Annotated in this window: 16 protein-coding genes; 10 read left to right on the forward strand and 6 right to left on the reverse strand. The window is 62.0% G+C overall.

The annotated features are described in order from the left end of the window. Positions 1 to 104 precede the first annotated feature (104 nt). Entirely contained in the window at positions 105 to 3,608 is a 3,504-nt protein-coding gene (locus KO538_RS24270) for an SdrD B-like domain-containing protein (protein WP_219329902.1), read from the reverse strand. 391 nt (positions 3,609 to 3,999) lie between these two features. Here KO538_RS24270 and KO538_RS24275 point away from each other — a divergent pair, with 391 nt between their 5' ends. The 8 genes from KO538_RS24275 (at position 4,000) to KO538_RS24310 (ending at position 9,529) form a co-directional block, all read left to right on the forward strand. Then, positions 4,000 to 5,064 (forward strand): hypothetical protein, encoded by a 1,065-nt coding sequence (locus KO538_RS24275; RefSeq protein ID WP_219329903.1) that lies wholly within the window; start codon positions 4,000 to 4,002, stop codon positions 5,062 to 5,064. Further along, positions 5,061 to 6,761: a single-stranded-DNA-specific exonuclease RecJ gene (gene recJ / locus KO538_RS24280; protein ID WP_219329904.1), complete on the forward strand. Its 1,701-nt coding sequence runs from the start codon at positions 5,061 to 5,063 to the stop codon at positions 6,759 to 6,761. The genes KO538_RS24275 and recJ overlap by 4 nt, the downstream gene beginning before the upstream one ends. Positions 6,762 to 6,809: 48 nt before the next feature. Continuing rightward, positions 6,810 to 7,226, forward strand: a complete 417-nt coding sequence (gene fos, locus KO538_RS24285; protein ID WP_219329905.1) for a fosfomycin resistance glutathione transferase — start codon at positions 6,810 to 6,812, stop codon at positions 7,224 to 7,226. Between the two features lie 80 nt (positions 7,227 to 7,306). Beyond that, positions 7,307 to 7,744, forward strand: a complete 438-nt coding sequence (locus KO538_RS24290) for an MbcA/ParS/Xre antitoxin family protein (protein WP_034755432.1) — start codon at positions 7,307 to 7,309, stop codon at positions 7,742 to 7,744. Between the two features lie 2 nt (positions 7,745 to 7,746). Further along, entirely contained in the window at positions 7,747 to 8,454 is a 708-nt protein-coding gene (locus KO538_RS24295; protein ID WP_034755430.1) for an RES family NAD+ phosphorylase, read from the forward strand. Between the two features lie 42 nt (positions 8,455 to 8,496). After that, positions 8,497 to 8,817 (forward strand): DUF2288 domain-containing protein, encoded by a 321-nt coding sequence (locus KO538_RS24300; RefSeq protein ID WP_219329906.1) that lies wholly within the window; start codon positions 8,497 to 8,499, stop codon positions 8,815 to 8,817. A 107-nt stretch (positions 8,818 to 8,924) separates the two neighbouring features. Further along, a complete protein-coding gene (locus KO538_RS24305) occupies positions 8,925 to 9,197 on the forward strand; it encodes a type II toxin-antitoxin system Phd/YefM family antitoxin (RefSeq protein ID WP_034756273.1) in 273 nt (90 codons plus the stop codon). An 8-nt stretch (positions 9,198 to 9,205) separates the two neighbouring features. Continuing rightward, positions 9,206 to 9,529: a type II toxin-antitoxin system RelE/ParE family toxin gene (locus KO538_RS24310; protein WP_219329907.1), complete on the forward strand. Its 324-nt coding sequence runs from the start codon at positions 9,206 to 9,208 to the stop codon at positions 9,527 to 9,529. A gap of 72 nt (positions 9,530 to 9,601) precedes the next feature. Here KO538_RS24310 and KO538_RS24315 read toward each other — a convergent pair whose 3' ends face one another. The 4 genes from KO538_RS24315 to KO538_RS24330 all read right to left on the reverse strand — a co-directional run bounded on the left by KO538_RS24315 (position 9,602) and on the right by KO538_RS24330 (position 14,419). Continuing rightward, positions 9,602 to 10,324 carry an ABC transporter ATP-binding protein gene (locus KO538_RS24315; protein WP_046682988.1) on the reverse strand — a complete coding sequence of 241 codons (723 nt, stop codon included), beginning with the start codon at positions 10,322 to 10,324 and terminating at the stop codon, positions 9,602 to 9,604. A 10-nt stretch (positions 10,325 to 10,334) separates the two neighbouring features. Next, positions 10,335 to 12,278 carry an ATP-binding cassette domain-containing protein gene (locus KO538_RS24320; RefSeq protein WP_034755420.1) on the reverse strand — a complete coding sequence of 648 codons (1,944 nt, stop codon included), beginning with the start codon at positions 12,276 to 12,278 and terminating at the stop codon, positions 10,335 to 10,337. 7 nt (positions 12,279 to 12,285) lie between these two features. Then, positions 12,286 to 13,176, reverse strand: coding sequence for a branched-chain amino acid ABC transporter permease (locus KO538_RS24325; RefSeq protein ID WP_010398938.1), 891 nt, complete (start codon positions 13,174 to 13,176; stop codon positions 12,286 to 12,288). A gap of 85 nt (positions 13,177 to 13,261) precedes the next feature. Next, positions 13,262 to 14,419: an ABC transporter substrate-binding protein gene (locus KO538_RS24330; protein WP_034755418.1), complete on the reverse strand. Its 1,158-nt coding sequence runs from the start codon at positions 14,417 to 14,419 to the stop codon at positions 13,262 to 13,264. 377 nt (positions 14,420 to 14,796) lie between these two features. Between KO538_RS24330 and KO538_RS24335 the strand changes: the two genes are divergently transcribed. Together KO538_RS24335 and KO538_RS24340 are read left to right on the forward strand one after the other, a co-directional pair. Next, positions 14,797 to 15,705 (forward strand): hypothetical protein, encoded by a 909-nt coding sequence (locus tag KO538_RS24335; RefSeq protein WP_219329908.1) that lies wholly within the window; start codon positions 14,797 to 14,799, stop codon positions 15,703 to 15,705. Between the two features lie 24 nt (positions 15,706 to 15,729). Next, complete coding sequence (locus tag KO538_RS24340) at positions 15,730 to 16,143, forward strand: hypothetical protein (protein ID WP_219329909.1); 414 nt, start codon at positions 15,730 to 15,732, stop codon at positions 16,141 to 16,143. Positions 16,144 to 16,164: 21 nt separating this feature from the next. On the opposite strand, the gene KO538_RS24345 is transcribed toward KO538_RS24340, so the two are convergent. Beyond that, a complete protein-coding gene (locus KO538_RS24345; protein ID WP_219329910.1) occupies positions 16,165 to 19,215 on the reverse strand; it encodes a heparinase II/III family protein in 3,051 nt (1,016 codons plus the stop codon). Between the last annotated feature and the right edge of the window lie 2 nt (positions 19,216 to 19,217).

Raw genomic sequence — 19,217 nt, forward strand, 5'->3', positions numbered from 1 at the left:
TATTTCTATTGTCAAGTGTGAAAAAAGCGTGGAAAGCGCCGGCGCCCCGTGACGGGTGCGCCGGTGCGGCATTGCCGGGCAGGATTACGGGCCGGCAAGGGACATCAGGCAGCCATTTCCTGGGGCTGGACATGCGCGTGGGCCATGGCGCGGCGCAAGAGGTCAGCCATCTCGCACTGGGCCTGGGCTTCGGCAGCCGGGGCTGCCTGAGCGGCAGCGACCGTGTTGACCGTGCCGTCCTGGCCCAGCACCACGTCGAGCGTGCTGTCGTCTCGCAGCAGGTCGGCCATGCTTGGCAAGGTCACGCCGGCGGCGGCCGCATCCTTGGCATCGACGTTGAAATACACGTCCGTCATGTCGACCGTCTTGCCGTCGGCCAGGGTGGCGCTGCTGCGCTCGAGGTGCAAATTGCTGTTGGCGTCGAGGAACGGCAGTTCCGTGTAGCTGACCGTCAGGCTGGCCACGCCGGCGTCGTTCAGCGACATCAATTCGCCGTCGTCCGTCACGCCGTTGCTGTTGGCGTCGCGCCAGATGCGCAATTCCGCGAACTTGTCATCGTGCGCATCGACCACGCCGTCGCCGTTCGAATCGTAGCCGGACAGCTTGGCAAAGCCCGTGCCCTTCTCGTTGCCGCCGAACAGTTCGGAGATGTTATCGATCTTGCCATTGCCATTGCCGTCGATGGCCAGCAAGCCGTCCTGGGCCGAGACCCAGCCCGTCTGGATGGCGCTGCCCGTGCCCAGCAAGTCGAAGCTGCCGTGGAAGTCCGCGCGGGCGATCGTGTGCACGCCGTCACCGTTGAGGTCGATGACGATGGGCGTGATGGCCGCATCCCAGCTCATGTCGTTCTGGCCCGACGCCAGTTTCAGGATGTCCGTGTAGACCACGTTGCCCGTCGTGCCATTGCTGTTGACGTCAGAATCGATGTTGTCGTTCGTGCCCACGTTCTTCGCGCCCCAGCGCCACGTATCCATGGCATAGCCCGCGTGATACACGCCCGACTTGTCGAACTTGAGCGAATAGCTGCCCGGATCGAGGTTGCTGAACAGGTAGTTGCCGTAGGCATTCGTGTAGGTGGTGGCCAGCAGCACGCCGCTGCCCGAGTACAGCTGCACCTTGATGTTGGCGATGCCCGCCTCGTTGTAGTCCTGCACGCCGTCATGGTCGGCGTCGCGCCACACCTTGTCGCCCAGGCTGGCCTTGCGGTAGATGCCAGCATCCCAGCTCATGTCGTTCTGGCCTGCGGCCAGGTTGATCAGGCCCGAGCGCCCCGTGCTGACATCGACGTCGGAATCGGCCGTGTCAACGCCCACATTGGCCTTGGTGTAGTAAAAGCCCGATGGACGGATGACTTCCACCTTGTAGCCGCCGGCCGCCAGTTCGCTGAACAGGTAATTGCCGCTGGCATTCGTTGTCGTCGTGGCGATGACCTGGTTGTACGCGTTGAGCAGATTGACTTTCACGCCCGCCACGCCCAGTTCGCCCGCCTCCTGCACGCCGTTGTAGTTCTTGTCTTCCCACACGCGGTCGCCGATGGAAGCCGTGTTGAGTTTCACCAGGCCCGCATCCCAGTCCAGCTGTACGTCGCCCGACTTCAGGGTGGTCCACGTGGTGGTGAAGCCAGTGGCCGGATTGACGTCCGAATCGGTGGCGTAACCGCCGATGTCGGCCTTGGTGAAGCCGTAGCCGGCCGGCGGCACGAAGCCCAGGTAGTAATTGCCGGGAACCAGGTTGCTGAACAGATAATTGCCGCTGGCATCCGTGGTGGCGCTGGCCACGACGGCACCTTGCGCGTTGTACAGGTTGACTTTCACGCCACAGACGCCCGCCTCGCCCGCATCCTGCGTGCCGTTGCCGTTCGCATCGAACCACACGCGATCGCCGATGGAGGCCGTCTTGTAGAGGCCGGCATCGAGATCCCTGTAGTTCTGGCCGGCAGCCACCGTCACCTGGCCGCTGTTGCCCAGCGTATTGATGTCGCTGTCGAGCGCATCGTTGCCGCCCGCATCCTTGACCGTCGTCAGATAGCCGGCGGGGGCGACGACGGCGATCGAATACGTGCCGGGGTCGACATTGAAGTTGTAATAGCCGGTGGCGTCCGTCAAGGTCGAGCCGATCACGCTGCCGGCCGCGTTTTTCAGCTGCACGGTGACGCCGACCATGCCCGCTTCGCCCGCATCCTGCACGCCATTCATATTGCTGTCATGCCAGACCCGGTCGCCCAAGGTGGCTGGCAAGGCGACAATGCCGGCGTCGAGCGAGTGGTTGCTGTCGCCCGAGGCCAGCAGCACTTGCGCCGTGCGGCCGTCGGCATTGGCGTCCGAGTCGCGCTGCTCGTCGCCGCCCTGGTCCTGGCCCGTGAAGGCGTAGCCGGATGGCAAGGTGGTTTTGTCGAACTGCACGCTGTAGGCGCCTGGTTTCAGGTTCGTGAACAGATAGTTGCCATTTGCGTCCGTGATGAGCGGGCTGCCGACGGCGTTGCCCGACGCATCGAGCAAGGTCACTTTCACGCCTGCGGCGCCCGCTTCACCCGCATCCTGCACGCCATTCTTGTTCGTATCGAACCAGACGCGGTCGCCCAGCTCGGCCGTGCGGTACAGGCCCGCATCGAGGGTCAAATTGGTCTCGCCCGGCGCCAGGGTGACGGGCGCCATCTTGCCGGCCGCATCGATATTGCTGTCCTTGCCCGTGTCGCCGCCCTGGTTCGCCGCCGTCGGCACGTAGCCGGCGGGCGCCACCACGGTCACCGAATAGGTACCGGGATTGACGTCGAAGTGGTAGCCGCCACTGGCGTCCGTCGTGGTGGAGGCCACCACATTGCCGGCCGTATCCTTCAGTTGCACGACGACATTGGCGATGCCCGCCTCGCCCGCGTCTTGCACGCCGTTGGCGTTCTTGTCTTCCCACACGAAGTCGCCAAGGTGGGCCATCGGCACCTTGAAGGTCAGGTAATGGGGCGCCAGGCTCAGGTCTTGCGCATTGCAGCCGTCCATGCCGCCATTATCGCGCACCTTGAAACCGAGGTCGAAGTCGCCGGCCACGGTCTGGCTGGGCACGAAGACCAGGTGGCCCGCGCGGATATCGTCGATGGAGACCTCCGTGCCCACCGCCACGGCCACGCCGTTGAGCAAGACCTGGCCCGCCGTGGTCGTATTCGTGATGACGATGGACTTGAAGCCGTCGTGCTCGACGTCGTCGTGGAAGCCGAAATCGCTTTCGCTCAGCACCACGCTGGAACCGTCGACCAGGGTGAAGGTCTTGTCGGCCGCATCGGGCGCGTCATTGACGGGGTCGATGATGACTTGCAGGCTCAGCTGGACGATGTCGCCATTGCCCTTGTCGATCGTCACCTGGATGGTCGAGAAGCTGCCATTGTAGTTGGCGGCCCAGTCGCCGGGACGCACGTACACGGTGTCCGCGTCGAGCATGCCGAACAGCGGCGTGTTTTCCGTCGATTCCGTATCGCCCGGCAACAAAACCGTGAAATTCTTGATATTCAGTTCGCCTTGCACCGAGTAGCCGGCCTGGATCAGCAGGTCGCGGATGTCGAAATTCTTGTTGATGTCTTCGCAGACGTGGACCGTGGTCGACAGGTTGTAGGTAGTCATGCGGCCTCCTGACGGCATGCCACGGCGGCGGCAGGAGCGGAGATACGGGGGGCCAGGGCGCGATCAGCCTGGCCGTGCAAAGCGGCGAATGTATACATAGGTGGGCTTCCAAGAAGGGACTTGTTTAAAAATGAAGCCGGCAGATCTTGTATACAGTTTCGAGGGACACAGGAGCCAGACGACGCAACCACGCAGCAGGGGGTGATTGTCTTTCTAATATTTAAGTTGTCGCAATTATATCCACTATATTTTCAAAAGCAAATTAATTTCCATCAATATCAATAAAATTTTTATAATTTTTCCGCATTTCCGGCGCCTCCGGTGTTGCCATCGCGGCCCTGAAAATACATGCGCCTTCTCGGCCCCCACTACAATCGCCTACAATCTCGGGATGAATCAACTTACCCTCGTCCTGCCCTTCGCCTTGCCCACTGCCGAACTGGCTGCCGACCTGCTCAAGGTCTTGCAGGCGCCCGCGCTGGCGGCGCTGCTGTCGCGCACCTCCACTTGCAATTTAGAAAATTTTGACAACGCCAACCGCCTGCTGCCGCACGAAGCGTGGCTGGCGCACGCCTTGACCCTGTCGCCCGCACCCAACGGCGAGGCGGCGCAATCGGCTTTTGCCGCCCAGTCCATGCGCGGCTACGGCCTCGTGCCGGAACCGGGCGCGCGCTACTTCCTGCTGCATCCGGCCCACCTGGCCATCGCCCGCAGCCATATCAGCCTGGAAGACTTGCGCCAGCTCAAGCTGAGCGAGGCGGACGGCCGCGCCCTGTTCGACATTGCGGCCCCGTATTTCGACGAGATCGGCCAACCCCTGGCGTATGGCGACGCGGGCACCTGGTTCATGCGCGCCGACGCCTGGTCCGACTTGCAGTGCGCCACGCCGGACGCCGCCACCACGCAAGACCTGTCCGTGTGGATGCCGGAAGGCGAGCATGCGCGCGCCGCGCGCCGCCTGCAAAACGAAGTGCAGATGCTGTGGCATGAACATCCGGTCAATGCGGCGCGCGAAGAGCGGGGCTTGAAAGCCATCAATTCCTTCTGGATCTGGGGCGGGAGCCTGGCCACGGCCACGGCCGCACCTGCATCGGCGCGCTGCGCGGCCAGCCTGCATACGCAGGACGCACCGGGCTGGCTGGCCGCGCTGGCGGAACCGGCGCAGCGCGATGCCAGTCCAAACAGTGTGCTGGCAAGCGAACAGGACGCGATCGTCGTGCTCGGCGGCCTGACCGAAGCGGCGCAGGCGCAGGAATGGGGCATGTGGCTGCAGCAGTTGCAAGCGCTGGAAGCGGACTGGTTCGCGCCCCTGCTGGCGGCCCTCAAAGAGGGCCGCCTGGGCCAGTTGCGCCTGGTGCTGAGCCACCGCGACGCCTGGCTGGACTGCACCACCAGCAAGCACGCGCAGCGCAAATTCTGGCGCGCGATTACCCTGAACAAGTTGAAAGCATCATGACCCGTACCCGCATCGCCACCCGTCCCTGTCCCTACCGCGAATCCGAATTGCTGCGCCAGGGCGGCATCCACCCCGTGCTGGCCCGCTTGTACGCGTCGCGCGGCCTATCCGACGCGAAAGAACTCTCGATCGAGCCGAAAGACTTGATACCGCCGTCCGGCTTGCTGCACATCGGCGCGGCCGGTGTCTTCCTGGCCGACGCGATTGCCGCCAAGAAACGCATGGTCATCGTGGCCGACTACGATTGCGACGGCGCCACCGCCTGCGCCGTGGCCATACGCGGCTTGCGCGCCATGGGCGCCGACGTCGATTTCATCGTGCCCAACCGCTTTGAATACGGCTATGGCCTGACGCCGGAAATCGTCGAACTGACGGCGCGCGAAAAGTCGCCCGACATCATCATCACCGTCGACAACGGCATCGCCAGCATCGATGGCGTGGCCGAAGCGAACCGGCGCGGCATCCAGGTGGTCGTCACCGACCACCATTTGCCGGCCGACACCCTGCCCGACGCAGCCGTCATCGTCAACCCGAACCAGCCCGCCTGCGGTTTCCCCAGTAAACATCTGGCGGGCGTGGGCGTCGTGTTCTACGTCTTGCTGGCCCTGCGCGCGGAAATGCGCCGGCGCGGCCTCTTTGATGCGCAAACGCAACCGAAGCTCGACAACCTGCTCGACCTGGTGGCCTTGGGCACGGTGGCCGACGTCGTGCGCCTCGATACGAACAACCGCATCCTCGTCGCGCAAGGTCTCAAACGCATGCGCAAGGGCCATATGCACGCGGGCGTGGCCGCCCTGTTCCGCGTGGCGGGCCGCGAAGCGCGCAGCGCCACGCCGTTCGACCTGGGCTTTGCCCTGGGACCACGCCTGAATGCGGCCGGCCGCTTGCAAGACATGTCGCTGGGCATCGAATGCCTGGTCACGGACGACGAAGGCCGCGCCTGGGCGCTGGCGCAGCAATTGAACGACATCAATCTGAAGCGCCGCGAGATCGAAGCGGAAATGCAGGATACGGCCCTGCTGCACCTCGACGCTTTCGAGCCGGTCAACAGCAGCACCATCAGCGTCTTCGATGAATCGTGGCACCAGGGCGTGATCGGCATCGTGGCCTCGCGCCTGAAGGAAAAGTTCTACCGCCCGACCATCACGTTCGCACCGGGCGCGGACGGCTGGATCAAGGGTTCCGGCCGCTCGATTCCCGGCTTCCACTTGCGCGACGCGCTCGACCTCGTGTCGAAACGGGCACCTAGCCTGATCGACAAGTTCGGCGGCCACGCCATGGCGGCGGGCTTGACCATCCGCGCCGACGCCTTCGACGCCTTTTCCAAGGCCTTCGAAGCCGTGGGCCAGGCCTGGCTCAGCCAGCAACAGCTGGAGCGGGTCGTGGAAACGGACGGCCCGCTGGAAGACGCCTATTACACGACGGCCTTCATCGAGCTGATGGATGGCCAGGTGTGGGGCCAGGGCTTCGCCCCGCCCGTCTTCTGCGACGAATTCCGCGTCGTCAGCCAGCGCATCCTCAAAGAGCGCCATCTGAAACTGCTGCTGGAAAAGAACGGCGTGCGCTTCGACGCCATCTGGTTCGGGCATACGGATGCCTTGGGCGAACGCACGAGGGTCGCGTTCAGACTGGATGCGAATGAATACAATGGCACGACAAAAGTGCAGCTCATGGTGGAGCACGCCGAACCTGTGTGATGGCACCTGCCCAAACCTATTGATCGCCTTCGAGACGCCTTCCAACCCATGCTGACCGGCCTGAACCACATCACCCTGTCCGTGCGCGACCTGGCGCGCAGCGTCGCCTTTTACCGTGACACCTTGGCCCTGCGTCTGCATGCGCGCTGGGACAGGGGCGCGTATCTGTCGGCCGGGGAGCTGTGGCTATGCCTGTCGCTTGACGGGCAAGACACGCCTGTGCTGGCCAGCCCCGGCTACACGCATTACGCGTTTTCCATCGCGTCCGCCGACTTCGCCCCGTTTGCCGCCCGCCTGCGCGCCGCCGGCGTGCTCGAATGGCAGCAAAACCGCAGCGACGGCGATTCCCTGTATTTTCTCGATCCGGACGGCCACCGGCTGGAAGCCCATGCGGGCAGTCTGGCGCAGCGGCTGGCAGCCTGCCGGGCGGCGCCCTATGCTGGCATGCAATTCTTTGACGGCTAAGGGTATAGGCGCGCACATTTGGACGAGGACAGCACAAATTCCCGAAAAGGAGTAATATTATTCCATAAAAGGAGTTCATCATGAATCTTGCCTACGCCTACCCCAAGAGCCGCTTCGAACCGGCCGTGCTCGTCGACCTGAACGCCAAAGCCGAGCGCGAGCGATTGTCGCAGGCGGCCTTGAAGGGCTTTTTCAAGCTGGCCGCCGCCTGGAAACTGCGCGACGACGATGCGCGCGAATTACTGGGCGGCCTGTCCAGCAGCGCCTATTATGAGTGGAAGAAACACCCGGACCGCGTGCTAGAAGTGGACCGTATCACGCGCATTTCCTACTTGCTGGGCATTTATAAAGCCCTGCACATCCTGTATGGCGACAAGCTGGCCGACGAATGGGTGAGTTTGCCCAACAAGAATCCCGTGTTTGGCGGCCGTACACCCCTGTCGCAGATGCTGGCTGGCGGCTTGCTGGCCATGCAGACGGTGCGCAAGCTGCTCGACGCGCGCCGCGGAGGACTGTAATCGTGCCTGCAGCCCCGAATACCCACCTGCCGCCGCTGGCCGCGCTGCGCCAGATCGACACTTGCCGGTTGATTCCATCGCGCTTCGCCGACATGGAAGACTCCGTACTGGCGCCGCTGGCCGAGGATGACGATCACCTGCGCGAGCTGTTCGAACTCGATAACGCCACCAACGCGCGACTGGTCGCCGAGTATGGCGGCGCGCCAGGAATTGGCGTGGACGAACTGGTTTTTGGCGTGCCACACTTTCGCATCATCAACGCCGCGTACACCTATGCCCGGCCGGAAGGGGCACGTTTCAACGATGGCGAACGGGGCGCCTGGTATTGCGCCTTCGACATGAAAACGGCGCTGGCCGAGATCATTTTCCACAAGACCGTGGAATACCAGGAAATCGACTATTTCGCCGACAGCGTCAGCTACCAGTCGCTGCTGGCCGATTTCTCCGCCAGCTTCCACGACTTGCGCGGCCAGGAGCGCTATGCGGCCTGTCTCGACCCGGCCAGCTACATCGCTTCGCAAGACCTGGCCGCCATCCTGCTCGAGGCCGGTTCCATGGGCATCATCTTCCCCAGCACGCGGCTGGCGGGCGGCACCAACCTGGCCTGCTTCCGCCCTGCTCTGGTCGGCAATGTTCGCAAAGGCACCGCCTATCGGTTAACATGGCGGGGTACGCCGATACCGCACGTGGAAGCCCTCCCAGGCAAATAAACCGCGCGCATCGGCACCCGACTCACCGCAACCTGATCTCACATGCAAACCAATCCTGAAAAAGACACCGAACTGCGCCTCAAAGTCAACAGCGAAACGGCCCGCCTGGCCTGGAGCGAGCTGGAAAAGCACTTCGCCCAAGGCAACGTCGTCTGGGTCGCCAACGAGCTGGACTTGGTCGAAGTGGCCGTGCGCATCTCGCACGACGACAAGGCCACCATCACGCAATGGATGGCCGACGGCAAAGTAGACAAAGTCTCCGACCAGCAGGCGCTGGACTGGCAGGCAGCCGACGCGGCGCTATGGGCCGTCGTCGTCAGCCCGTTCATTCTGGTGCAGCAGGAAAAGCCGACCAAACACTGACGCTGACAGGCTGCGCCAGAAACAAGGAAAATGTGCGACCAACTAAATTCGGTACGTAATTTGGTCATACGGTGCTATCATCGGCCTGCCAATTTATGGAGGTGAGTATGAATTTTCTAAACATTCAGCCAATTAGTTACTTGAAGACCAACACCAGCGACGTGGTCAAACAGGTACTGGAGACTCATGACCCGGTAGCCATCACGGTAAATGGCAGAGTTCAGGCAGTTGTGCTAGACCCCGTTAGCTATCAAAAGACCCAAGATCAGCTTGCCATGCTCCGCATCCTTGCTCTCGGCCGCAAGCAGATTGAGCAAGGTAAAGTCATCGGTCATGATGACGTTGTGGCCCTTCTGGAAGCCGAAGACGACGACAACTGATTACGCAAATGAAAATCATTTGGACTCAATACGCCCTGAACGATTTACAGGACATTCGCTCCTATCTGAAGCAGAGCGAATCCCTTGCTTTTGCCAGGAAGGTGACACAAGAGATTCTGGCTGAAGTCAGTTCTCTCAAAGATTGGAACATTAAAGGTAGCTTTGTTCCTGAACTTGAAGACCTTCACTTGACGACTCACCGCCAACTGTTGGCCGGCCAGAATCGTATCATCATCGAGTACGGACATAACGATATCGTCCATGTTCATATGATTGCCCATACCAACCGTGACCTGGAAGCATTGATTCGCCATCGCCTGCTCAATTCGTAGCCGGCAAGTCCTGCCAGGCACACGGCTGTATTGGATTTGACAATGCGCAGCAAGCGCATTGTCAGGCCATCATCAATGCCCTCCCCCCAAATACGCCGCGATCACCTTCGGATCGGTTTTCAGGCTTTCCGCCGGGCCGTGCACGGAAATGCTGCCGTTTTCCAGCACATAGCCGTAATCGGCCACGTTCAGGGCGGCGGCGGCGAATTGCTCGACCAGCAGCATGGTCACGCCTTCGGCCTTTAAGCGCGTGATGATGCGGAAGACTTCTTCCACCAGAATCGGCGCCAGGCCCATCGACGGCTCGTCCAGCAGGATCACTTCCGGGTTCAGCATCACGGCGCGGGCCATGGCCAGCATCTGCTGCTCGCCGCCCGACAAGGTGCCGGCCAGCTGGTCGCGCCGCTCCTTCAGGCGGGGGAACAGCTCCAGTGCCTTGTCCAGGTCGCGCTTGATATCGCCTTTCGGGCGCGCCCGTGTAAAGCGGGGAAAGGCGCCCAGCAGCAGGTTGTCCGTCACCGACATTGAGGCGAACACCCTCCGGCCTTCCGGCGAATGGGCCAGGCCCGCGCGCGCGATCTTGTGCGAATCGAGGCCCGTGACGTCCTTGCCGCCCAGGGTGACGGTGCCCGATTTCGGCTTCAGCATGCCGGAAATGGCGCGCATGGTGGTGGTCTTGCCGGCCCCGTTCGAGCCGATCAGCGTCACCAGCTTGCCCTTCGGGACGTCGAGCGAAATGCCGTGCAGGACTTCGACTTTGCCGTAGGCGGCGTGCAGATTACTAATGGTCAGCATGGTCTTCCTCTCAGTGCGCCGCTGGCGCCAGGGTTTCGGCGCTGCCGCCCAGGTAGGCTTCAATCACTTTCGGGTCGCTCTGGACAAGCGCGGGTGCGCCTTCGGCGATCTTCTGGCCGAAGTCCAGCACCGTCACCACGTCCGACAGCGCCATCACCACGTCCATGTGGTGCTCGATCAGGATGATGGTGATGCCATGCTCGCGGATCTTGCGGATGATGGCCATCAGCTCCTTGATGTCGGGCGCCGTCAGGCCGGCCGCCGGTTCATCGAGCAGCAGCAAACGCGGGTTCAGGCCCAGCGCGCGGCCGATTTCCAGCAGCCGCTGCTTGCCATACGGCAGATTGCGCGCCTCCTCGTTGGCCAGGTCGGCCAGTCCCACGAATTCGAGGATGCTGGCGGCCCGCTCGCGCGCGGCCGTCTCTTCGCGCTTGTAGCGCGGCGTATGCAGCATCACGTCCAGCACGTTCGACTTGAAAGTGTTGTGCAGGCCCACCAGCACGTTTTCCGTCGCCGTCATCTCGCCGAACAGCTGCACGTTCTGGAAAGTGCGCGCCACGCCGCCCAAGGCGATCTCGGATGGCGTGCGGCCGGAGATCACGGCGCCGGCAAATTCCACCTTGCCCGCCGTCGGCTTGTAGATCCCCGTCAGCACGTTCATCATCGTGCTCTTGCCCGAGCCGTTCGGCCCGATCAAGCCGTGCACGGAACCTTGCGTGACGTTCAGGTCCACCTGGTTCAGCGCTTTCAGGCCGCCGAACTGCATCAGGGCCTGGTCCACGCGCAGCAGGGTCGCGCCCTGCTGTCCGCCTTGGGCGTGGTCGAACGGCGCCACGCCGTGGGAAGCGACGGCCTGCACATGGCGCCGGCCCTTGCCGATAAAGCTCATCAAGAAGCCGACAATGCCGTCCTGCAGGTAGTACACGACGAACAGCGTCATCAAACCGAAGATGGTCAAACGCCAGTCGACCATGTTCTCCAGTTTGTAGGAAAACGCGGCCAGGCCGATGGTGGCCACCAGGGGCACGATCACGCCGCGCAAGGTGGAGCGCTTTTTCGCCAGCATGAAGGCGGAACCGATCACGCCCAGCACGGCCGCGCCGACGGCGATCTTGCGGAACAATTCGATGTCCGACAAGAGACTTGGCAGCATGACGACGATCAGGGCGCCGATCAGCGCGCCCGAACGGGTCTTGCGTCCGCCCATGATGACGGCCAGCAGGAACAATATCGTCAGCTCGAAGTTGTAGGTATTGGGCGAAATATACTCTTCCGAATACGCATACAGGCTGCCGGCCAGGCCCGCGAAACCGGCGCTGATGACGAAGGCGTACACCTTGTAGCGGTACACGGACACGCCCATGCAGTCCGAGGCGATGGGGCTGTCGCGCAAGGCTTCGAACGCGCGGCCCAGGTTTGATTTCAAGATGCGGTGCACCACCACCAGCGAGATCACCAGCAGCGCGGCGACCATGTAGTAGTACTCCACTTCCGTCAGTTTGTGGCCGAACAGGACGGGCTTGTGGATCTTGATGCCCATCGGCCCTTCCGTCAGGAAGCTCATTTCATTGATCAGGATTTGCACGATGGTGCCGAAGGCCAGGGTCACCATGGCCAGGTAGGGCCCCGTCACGCGCAGGGCCGGCAAGGCCAGGATGGCGCCAAACACGGCCGCGCCCAAAATACTGGCGGGGATGGCCAGCCAGAACGACACGCCCAGCTTGAACACCAGCACGCCCGTGACGTAGGAGCCGATGCCGAACAGGCCCGCGTGGCCCAGCGACACCTGCCCCGTGTAGCCGACGACGATATCGAGGCCGAACAGCAGGATGGCGTAGATCAGGATGGTCTCGGCCAGATGGATGTAATACGGGTTCGGGATGACGATGGGGAACAGTGCGAGCGCGGCCAGTCCCGCCGCGCTCAGCGCCAGCATGGTGATTTTCTTGTTCATGTCGTCCTCAGACTTTCTTGATCGCGGCTTTGCCGAACAGGCCGGACGGCTTGACGGCCAGCACCAGCAGCAACAGCAGCAGGCCTGGCACTTCCTTGTAGCCGGTGGAGATGTAGTAGCCGGTGGTCGTTTCCGCGATGCCCAGGATCAGGCCGCCGACGATGGCACCCACGCCCGAGGTCAGGCCGCCGATGATGGCCACGGCAAACGCTTTCAAGCCCAGCGAGGCGCCCATGGTGGCTCCGGTCAAGGTCAGCGGCGCCACCAGCACGCCCGCAAAGGCGGCCGTGGCCGACGACAGCGCGTAGGAGAACGTGATGACCATGCCCGTGTTGATGCCCATCAGGCCAGCTGCGTCGCGGTCGTTGGCCGTCGCCACGACGGCCTTGCCGTAGATCGATTTGCGGTTGAACACTTCGACGGCCAGCATGATGGCCAGCGCGCCGACGATGACGGCCACCTGCATCTGCTGCACATTGGCGCCAAACACCTGGAACGGCGCGGCCGACAGCGGCGACGGGAACATCAGGTCATCCTTGCCCCAGATGTTTTCCGCCACGTTCTTGAAAATGATGGCCAGCGCGATGGTCGACATGATCCAGCCGAATTCCGACTTGATCTTGATGGCGGGCCGCACGCCTATCCACTCGACGAACACGCCCTGCAAGGCGCCGAAGACGATGACGATGGGGATCATCAACAGATAGCTCATGTAAGGGCCGCCGTGGATGGTGCCTACCAGGGAGAGGCCCACGAGCGCGCCCAGCATCAGGGATTCGCCCTGGCCGAAATTGAGGGTGCCGGAAGTGGCAAAGGTCAGCTGGTAGCCGAAGGCGATGACGGCATAGATCATGCCCAGCGCGATGCCGCTGAAGACGAGCTGCAGGAAGATTTCCATGGTATTCCCCGGAAGACGAACGATGAAAAAATGGCCAGTCCTGATTCCTCAAGGCTGGCCACTGCGCGGCGAATGTCTGCCAGGCTTATTTCGCGAGGACGACTTTGCCGTCCTTGACTTCACCGAAGACTGTCAGCTCGGCCGTGATCGCTTCATGGTTGGTTTTGCTGAACGGTTTGTTGTAGGTGGTGACGGCGCCTTCCACCTTCTCATTCAGGTTTTCCAGCGCGGCGCGCACTTTCGGGCCATCCGTGCCGCCTGCCTGCTTGAAGGCGGCTGCCAGCAGGTAGATGGAATCGTAGCCTTGCGCGGCCGAGACGGCCGATGGCATGCGTCCGCCCGATGGCTTGTAGGCGGCCACGTAGGCGTCGATGAAGGCCTTGCGTTTCGGCGTGCTGGCATCCTGGATGAAGGTTTGCGGCATGCGCGTGCCATTGCCGTTCTTGCCCGCGTTGTCGATGAAGTTACCCATGGCCAGGGTCCAGCTGCCGATCAGCGGCACTTTCCAGCCCAGTTTTTCCATGCCGTTGGCGATCTGCGCCAGTTCCGGGCCGATGCCGTAGGTCAGCACGACTTCCGCACCCGCCTGCTTGGCTTTCAGCAGCTGGGCCGTCATGTCGACGTCCTTGATGTTGTATTTCTCAACGACGACGGGCTTGATGCCCTTCTTGTCAAGCGCCTTTTCCAGGTCTTCACGGCCCAGCTGGCCGTAATTGGTGGAGTCGGCCAGGATCGCCACTTTCTTGAACTTGCGGTTCTCGATCGCCTCATGCACGATCATGCCGGACTGGATGGTGTCATTGGCCGCATTGCGGAAGACGTAGTTTTCCGGCTGGTCGGCGAATTGCTTGGTGACGATGGAACCCGTCGCCACATTGTTCATGACGGGAATTTTCGCTTCTTGGTAGAAGCGCTGCGATGCCAGGGCCACGCCCGTGTTGATGTAGCCGACGGTGGCGGCGACCTTTTCCTTGTTGATGAGCTCTTGGGCGATCTGCACGCCGCGTTCGTTTTTCGCTTCGTCATCGCGCTCGATCAGCAGCAGCGAACGGCCCAGTACGCCACCCTTGGCATTGATTTCAGCGACGGCCAGCTTGACGCCGTCGCGCATCGACACGCCCATCGGCGCGGAACCGCCCGTGAACGGACCGGACACGCCGATCTTGATGGGGTCGGCTGCGACTGCCGCCTGCGAGAAACCCAAAACCAAACTTGCTACGAGCAATTTCTGTTTCAAATTCATTGTCATCTCCTCTGTTACAACGTTTTTAATGCCACTTATTTTTATTGTCGTACGCTGGATAACCGCCCCATCGATAAATCATTGTAGGTGAGTAAACATGCCCCAGCAACAACTACATATGACGCGTCGCAACATGCGAAAAAGACCAGATTGCTGGCCCGATGTCAGTCTTTTGTAAGGAAAATATGGCGCAAATTGGTGCACCTTGCGCCATCGGGCAACACTGCTGTGGCAAAACGCGACAGGAAAAAGGCGAGCTCGGCGATTCATCAGGACGCTGATCTGGCGCAATACTGGCACTGCCCAGCATGCTAACGTCGCCCTTGCCAGCGCGTACGCGCAGGTCCGATCAGCCACTCCCACCGCATGGAGGCGATATGCAGCGCCCGTCGAACTCGTCCATTTCTCCCCTGCTACTTGGCGCCATCGCCAGCCTGCTGCTGGGCGGCTGCGCCACCAACCTGGCGCCCGTGCGCACGTTTGCCGAACAGACGCAAAAGATGTCGGTCCAGTTCGAACCCATGCTGGCGGGCGGCGTCCACAGCTGCATGGACAAGGCCATGCGCAAGCGCCTGATCCTGGCCGAGCGTTTCGATGCGCAAGCGAGCGAACAGGCGGCGCGCACCGATTGCGCCGCCATCGCGCAAGCCAGCACCTCGATCGCCAGCCTGAACGACCTCCTGCTGCGCTATGCTCACACCATGGCAGCGCTGGCCGATGACAAGCTGCCCGTCTACAAGGAAGAGATTGCCGGACTCGGCGATGCGCTGGGCGGCCTGGCGCAGCCAGGTGGCGGCGCGCCCCTGCTCGATGCGGGCAAGCTGTCGAAGGTCGTCAAATTGAGCGAGCACCTGAGCCGCCTGGCCACGCAGCGCCTGCAGAAATCGGCCTTGCGCGAATTGCTCGACGAGCAGGAGGCCGTCGACATCGTCAGCAACGCGCTCAAGGAGTATGCGCAGCGCAGCTACCGCGCCGGCTTGCAGGATGAATTGCGCGACCTGGACCTGCTGCGTGGCGCCGTCGACAAGGCCGCGCCGCGCGAACCGCTGGCCGCCAACTACATCCGCACGCGACTGCACTTGGAAGGCCGGCAATTGCAGGAAAGGGAAAAGATCGTCGCCGCATACGTCGCCGCCGTCGACGCGCTGCAAGCGAGCGTGGCCGCGCTGCGGGCCAATCTCGACCACCTGCAGGCGCCCGAACTGGAGCGGCAGTTGGCGCAATTTTCACGTCAGGTCGAGACGCTGCAAAAACAGGCTGTTTTCTATGGCCCCGCCCGCTGGTAAGCGGCGCGCACACAGGAGTATCCCATGGCCCAACTGACCGAACTGACAAAAGACCAAAGCTACGCCATCGCCGACAGCCTGGCGCAGGCGTCGAGCCTGGTGCTGGAATTGCGCATCCGCGAACGCGAGGCGCTGGCGCCGGACGAGCGCGCGCTGCTGGAGCAATATGAAGACCACCTGGACCAGATGGTGTCCCTGTTTCGCGCGTATGGCATTTACCTGACGGCCGAAGGGGCGGAGCAGGCACGCGGCGATATCGAGGGCGCCATCGTCAAGGGCAAGCTGCAGCTCAAGCGCATCGCCGACATAAAGGCCGCCATCGGTGCGGCGGCCAAACTGGTCGACCTGGGCGCCGCCATTTTGTCGCGCGACCCGTTCGCTATCGGCGAGGCGGCGGCCAGCCTGCGGGCCAAGCCTAAAAAAGACGATCAGGCTTGACCCAGCCGGCAGACAAGCGGCTTACTCGATACTGAGCACGCCCTGGTCGGAACTCAGGTGCGTGCCTGTCCCTTCCTGCGTTTCAACCAGGCTCCTGGCAAAGGCGCTACCCGCCGCTGCCGACGTCAACGCATAATGGACGCCCGGTTTCAGGCCCGTGGCCAGGATGGCGCCGGCGGCCAACGGCGAAGTCCAGTCCATGCGGGCGGCTGGCGCCACGTCGCGGTTGAACAGCACCTGCAATTGCTCACCCAGCAACAAGGCTTCGGTAGCGCCAGTCACGGCTAAACGCAAGGCAGCAGGCGCGCCGGCAGGCGCTGTGGCGCCGTCATTATCGGCCACGGCCAGCACGTGCAGAAAATACTCGGGCGCGTTCAACGCAGGCGCTGCGGGCGCTGTCACTTCCAGGCGCCAGGCGCCGACGTCGCTGGTCGAAGACTGCTGCGTGCTGACCAACGCCGTCTGATTGCGCCACAGGTAACTGCCATCGGCCTGACGCCTGCGCACGGTGAAACGGCAATCGGCGCCATTGCCGGCAACCTCGCCAGTGCCGGGATTGATCTGCGCGCAGCCACTCCCCCCTTCCTGCCCGCCACCCACCTTGCGCACGCTGGCATCGAGCGGCAGGATCGTCTGCGCCGTCAGCATGCCGCCGCCATTGCGGATGGTGACGATGCGCTCCTGGCCTGCGCTGTAAGCGAGTTGGTACTGGCCATTGCCCAGCGCCGTCAAGCCCGGCGCAGCGGAGACCGGATCATTTGCCGTATGCAGCAGGAAGGTGGCCGGCAAGGCCTGCTTGCTGCGCACGCTGTCGAAGACGACAGTGACCGGCTTGCCCCAGAACGATGGCGAGCGCAGGAACAGCACATTGCGCACAAAACCGTTGGCCATATCAAGCTTGCTCGAGGCATAGGCCTTGCTTGCGTTGCCGCTGGTGTAGGTGTACTGCGGCGTATTTTCGTAGCGGACGATGCCGTCGAGCGCATTCGGTCCCGCAGGGCTGATTTCCTCTATCGTCGGGTAGCCCTGTCTCGGCGCATAGAACCATTGGCCACCATCATTGCTGAATTCCCTGTCACCGCGCGTAAAACGCTCGTTCTTGTCGAATATCAGCAGCGTATTATGGGCAATGCTGCGCGTATAGTAATTCCACCAGTGGCTGCTGCCATATTCTTCATACAAGCCGGTGTCGAGCAGCAGCGGAGCCTTGTAATTGAGCGAGAAACTATTCTGGTCGAAGTGCTGGTGATTTTCCGCGATAAAGGACGCCGATTTGAATTCCAGTAAAGTGGCATTCGCATAGTCCCAGGTATCGCGCATCAGCACTTGGCCCGACGTCCTGAAATGGCGCGACAGTTCCAGCGATTCCAGCGGCGCCGCAGGCAAGGGAGCGGGCCACAACAACCGTTCCAGTATCAAGGCCTCGTGCGAACTGCGCGACGCCACGACATGTTCGCGATAAAACTTCCCGGCCACGCCATCGGCCGTATCCGTGACCGCGCCAAGCGCCAGCTGTCCTATTAACGTGCTGCCGAGCGGCGTCGTGAAATTATCGCCGCTGGCGGGAAAGCTGCCGTCATGGCGCAAGCCGTAGATATACGGATAAATCAGCCTGGCTTGCCAGTCGGCCTGCAACAGGGGGGCCGCCCCCGTACTTTCCAGCGCGCTGCGCCACAGGAGCAGGCGTTCAGGGATGCTCGATACGCCATAGGCAAAGCCCATATGGTGGCCGCCATCGACCGAAATCAAAGCGCGCGCCGCAAGAAAGCCTTTTTCGTAGTGCGCATACGACGTTTCGATCATCGGCAACACTTCCGGATGCTCGTCAGCGATGGCCAGCAAACCAACGGTGACATTATTGACGGCGCTAAACGGGTGGCCGCTGATATAGAAATTGGCGATGGAAGGCTTCGATTCGCTGCGGTCCCACTGTTCATACACGGGCTTTTTCTTGCAATCAAAACTGGTACTGGTGATATATAGCTGCTGATAGCCGCACATCGAGACAAACAGATTCTCGTGTCCCTTGCCGGTATCCGCGGCGATCGTTTCCTTGATTTTCTGCGCCATCAGGTCGCGGTAGCTGCCAAAGCCCACCGCATCGGGAACGGCGCGGGTGCCCGTCTCGGCAAACAGCCAGTCGTACAGGATGCCCATCGCCCCCACCCGTCCGCCCATCGACCACTCGCCGCCGGCAACGGGGGCCGTCACCAGCAGCTTGTCGAGGTAATTCAGGGCGCCATCCAGATACTTCGCATTACCTGTCAGGCGGTACGCCATGGCCAGCATCTGCGCAGTTTCATAAATCGTGCCGCGGCTACCGGTGGCCACGTTGCACAGCTCCGGTCCGCCGCCGGCAGGGGGAAGCAGCGGGCAAGCCTGAATCGTGGCCACCCGACCATTGACACGCTCCATGAAGCTGTACCATGCCTTGTTGAGCGAAGCATCCATCGCAGGGGCTTGCCACAATTGCTGGCCACCGGCATCGAGCAAGCGGAAATTGCGCATGGTTTCATTGCGCCGCATGCCTATCCTGCTTGTCTGCCCATCCGCCTGCCATTCCATCGGCAGCGTGGCGCCGGTACCATCGACCGTTCTCCAGCCAGTGGGCACGACAAGACCATTGACTTTCAAATCAATTTTATGGGTCTGGCTATTCCATGACAATTGGATGGCCGACCAGGCATCGGCTTTTAAATCGATCCTGGCGACCGACAGATACTGGGCCAGCCCATTGACCTGGAAACCGACCTGGAAACCGATGCTTTCCCCGACCGCACCGGCCGGGCTATCGTAGGAATCAACGTGGCGAATGAAAAAGCCATTGCGGCTCGGATTGAATTCGCCAAAAATCGGCTGGTTGCCGCTATCGAGTGGATCCTTGCGCCTGGCGAATAACTCCAGGCTGATGCTGCCGCCTGCGGCAGGAAATGCCGCTGGCAGATTCGGCAACTGCGGTTTCAGCACATCAAAACTCGCCTGATTGACGAAGAGCCGCGGATGGCCCTGCTTGATGGGCGCGGGTAATTGCGCCATCGCGGAAGTGGTAAGCAGGCAAAAAGCACCCAGCATGG

Origin of the sequence: Janthinobacterium sp. NKUCC08_JDC (assembly GCF_019345575.1) — a bacterium.
Taxonomy (GTDB): domain Bacteria; phylum Pseudomonadota; class Gammaproteobacteria; order Burkholderiales; family Burkholderiaceae_D; genus Janthinobacterium; species Janthinobacterium aestuarii.